The 2,047-nt window shown below is 36.8% G+C and carries 4 protein-coding genes and 1 tRNA gene; 3 read left to right on the top strand and 2 right to left on the bottom strand.

What is annotated here, in order from left to right; genetic code table 11:
- Positions 1 to 210, bottom strand: coding sequence for a hypothetical protein (locus J502_RS15920; protein ID WP_000122748.1), 210 nt, complete (start codon positions 208 to 210; stop codon positions 1 to 3).
- Between the two features lie 112 nt (positions 211 to 322).
- Between J502_RS15920 and J502_RS15915 the strand changes: the two genes are divergently transcribed.
- Positions 323 to 550, top strand: a complete 228-nt coding sequence (locus J502_RS15915) for a helix-turn-helix domain-containing protein (RefSeq protein WP_000587224.1) — start codon at positions 323 to 325, stop codon at positions 548 to 550.
- 325 nt (positions 551 to 875) lie between these two features.
- On the opposite strand, the gene J502_RS15910 is transcribed toward J502_RS15915, so the two are convergent.
- Positions 876 to 951, bottom strand: a tRNA-Gly gene (locus J502_RS15910).
- Between the two features lie 271 nt (positions 952 to 1,222).
- On the opposite strand from J502_RS15910, the gene J502_RS15905 reads away from it, so the two are divergent.
- Positions 1,223 to 1,531: a BolA family protein gene (locus tag J502_RS15905; RefSeq protein ID WP_034684677.1), complete on the top strand. Its 309-nt coding sequence runs from the start codon at positions 1,223 to 1,225 to the stop codon at positions 1,529 to 1,531.
- Positions 1,532 to 1,549: 18 nt separating this feature from the next.
- Positions 1,550 to 1,939, top strand: a complete 390-nt coding sequence (locus J502_RS15900) for a SirB2 family protein (protein WP_005405841.1) — start codon at positions 1,550 to 1,552, stop codon at positions 1,937 to 1,939.
- Positions 1,940 to 2,047: the final 108 nt, after the last annotated feature.

Here is a 2,047-nt window from a genome sequence, read left to right as displayed (position 1 = left end):
TTATTGCAAGGCATCCATGCTTAAACCGGTGAATTTAAGCATTTCAGTTTCAATGCGTTCCCAAACAAAAAGAATTTTTCGACCACCAAAAGGACGGATGTAGTGAACACCTTCAATAAAGACACTGTCCTTCAGTTGGTTGCGGATAGTACGAGCGTCGTACTGGATTTTTTCAGCCAGTTGCTGGGCTGTGAGATAGGTATATGACATAATAGAGCCTCATATTTTTTACTAGGTAACTAGGAAAAATTATTCCTAAGACATAAATTATCATATTTTTATGTTGTTGCAAGTACTTTTTATGATTTAAGTAGGAAATTTTATGATTATTTCAAACTTGGCAGTTTTATTAGCAGAAAGGAAACTTAAGGTTGCTGATTTGGTAAGAAGTACTGGAATTAATAAATCTACTTTGCACAAACTTTATAATGATGAATCTGTACGGATTGATTTTGAAACCATTGATAAAATTTGTATTGCATTAGATGTGGGAGTGGGTGATTTATTGATTTTTAAGAAAATTGATAATAATCAAAATGATAATGACTAGTTTGGTCACAAATGGTCACATCAAAAAGTGAAATGGTCACAAATATTTGATCGTTTGGTAAAAAAAACCTTGTTTGGAAGAGAACAGGGTGATTTTTTGCTTTCAAAAAAGCTCTGAAAGTGGTGATCGATTGAGGACATTTAAGGTCAATTGAGGCCATTTTTATTGTCGTGGGCACGCCATGGTCACATCTTGGTCACAAAATACAAATTACATTAAGAATATTTTTTATTGAATCGAATAACAAAGGAAGAAGAGTTTTTAAAAAATATAATAAAATCAACAAGAAAAAAGCCCCAATCTTTCGATCAGGGCTTTTTGAATTTGGAGCGGGAAACGAGACTCGAACTCGCGACCCCAACCTTGGCAAGGTTGTGCTCTACCAACTGAGCTATTCCCGCGTGCCGCTTATAATACATTATGGAAGATACCGGTCAACATTTTTCTACAGAATATTGAACTGATTGCATAAAATAAAATCATTTTAAGCTATTTAAATTCAACTTTTATCATCTTTTAGCCTGTTTGCCTTGCCATTCAGCACAAGGTAGTTGGTTTTATATCGAGGTATAACTATAAAAAGATGTAAAACATAAAGATTTTACTAAGGTAAGCTGGCTGAGGAACACGTATACTTCAATTCCACTCCAATAATCACTCAGAGGACTAGTTATGAGCCTAGAACAGCAACTGATTGAACGATTACAGACTTTGTCACCTACTCATCTTGAGGTAGTTAATGAATCTTCAAGTCATGGCGGTTATTTCCCGGGTAAAGAAACACACTTTAAAGTTATTATTGTCAGTGAGTCTTTTATTGGCCTGCGATTGGTACAGCGTCATCAGAAAATTTATGCTCTGACGGCAGATTTGATGAGTCCTGGCAATATCCATGCCTTGTCTATTCATGCTTACTTACCGACTGAATGGCCGGGGATTGCACCTGCAAGCCCTGAATGCGCCCATGCGCCTAAAGTTTAACAAGAGTATAAATTATACATGGATACTCATCTGTTCTTAAAAATTATACATATGAGCAGTGCCACACTAGCTCTGATTGTTTTTGTGCTGCGTGGCCTGACCCTGTTTATCGGAACACAGGGCAACCAGCCAAACCCCATCGGACGTAAGATACTGGTCGCACTACAGCACTTATCCTTTAGCCTGATCATTTTAACAGGTATTATTTTATTAGTGATGAATCAGTTTATGGTACAGCCTTGGTTTTATGCCAAGATTATTCTGTTTATCGTTCTGTTTTCCTCGCTCATGAAGGCTTTCCGCAAGGATGATTCTATATTGTTAGTACAGCGTCGAGCCGGTTTGGCCATTGGTTTATTTGCTTTTATTGCCATTATTTTACTCGTGACCATTAAGCCAAACTTTTAGCACGCTATATACAGCTTGAGTAGCGGTGTGGTTAATTTATAGACCGGTTAAAGGAGCTCATTTCAGAGATTTCCTTTGTAATTAAATCAGCACGTATATATGCCATCC

This window comes from Acinetobacter sp. 1294596 (assembly GCF_000582925.1).
Classification (GTDB): domain Bacteria; phylum Pseudomonadota; class Gammaproteobacteria; order Pseudomonadales; family Moraxellaceae; genus Acinetobacter; species Acinetobacter radioresistens.
Note: the sequence above shows the minus strand (reverse complement) of the source record. Positions and strands in the feature narration are given on the sequence as shown.

Excerpts from the sequence above, each read along its gene's own strand:
- J502_RS15920 (WP_000122748.1), bottom strand. The coding sequence starts at position 210 with ATGTCATATACCTATCTCACAGCCCAGCAACTGGCTGAAAAAATCCAG.
- J502_RS15915 (WP_000587224.1), top strand. The coding sequence starts at position 323 with ATGATTATTTCAAACTTGGCAGTTTTATTAGCAGAAAGGAAACTTAAG.
- J502_RS15905 (WP_034684677.1), top strand. The coding sequence starts at position 1,223 with ATGAGCCTAGAACAGCAACTGATTGAACGATTACAGACTTTGTCACCT.
- J502_RS15900 (WP_005405841.1), top strand. The coding sequence starts at position 1,550 with ATGGATACTCATCTGTTCTTAAAAATTATACATATGAGCAGTGCCACA.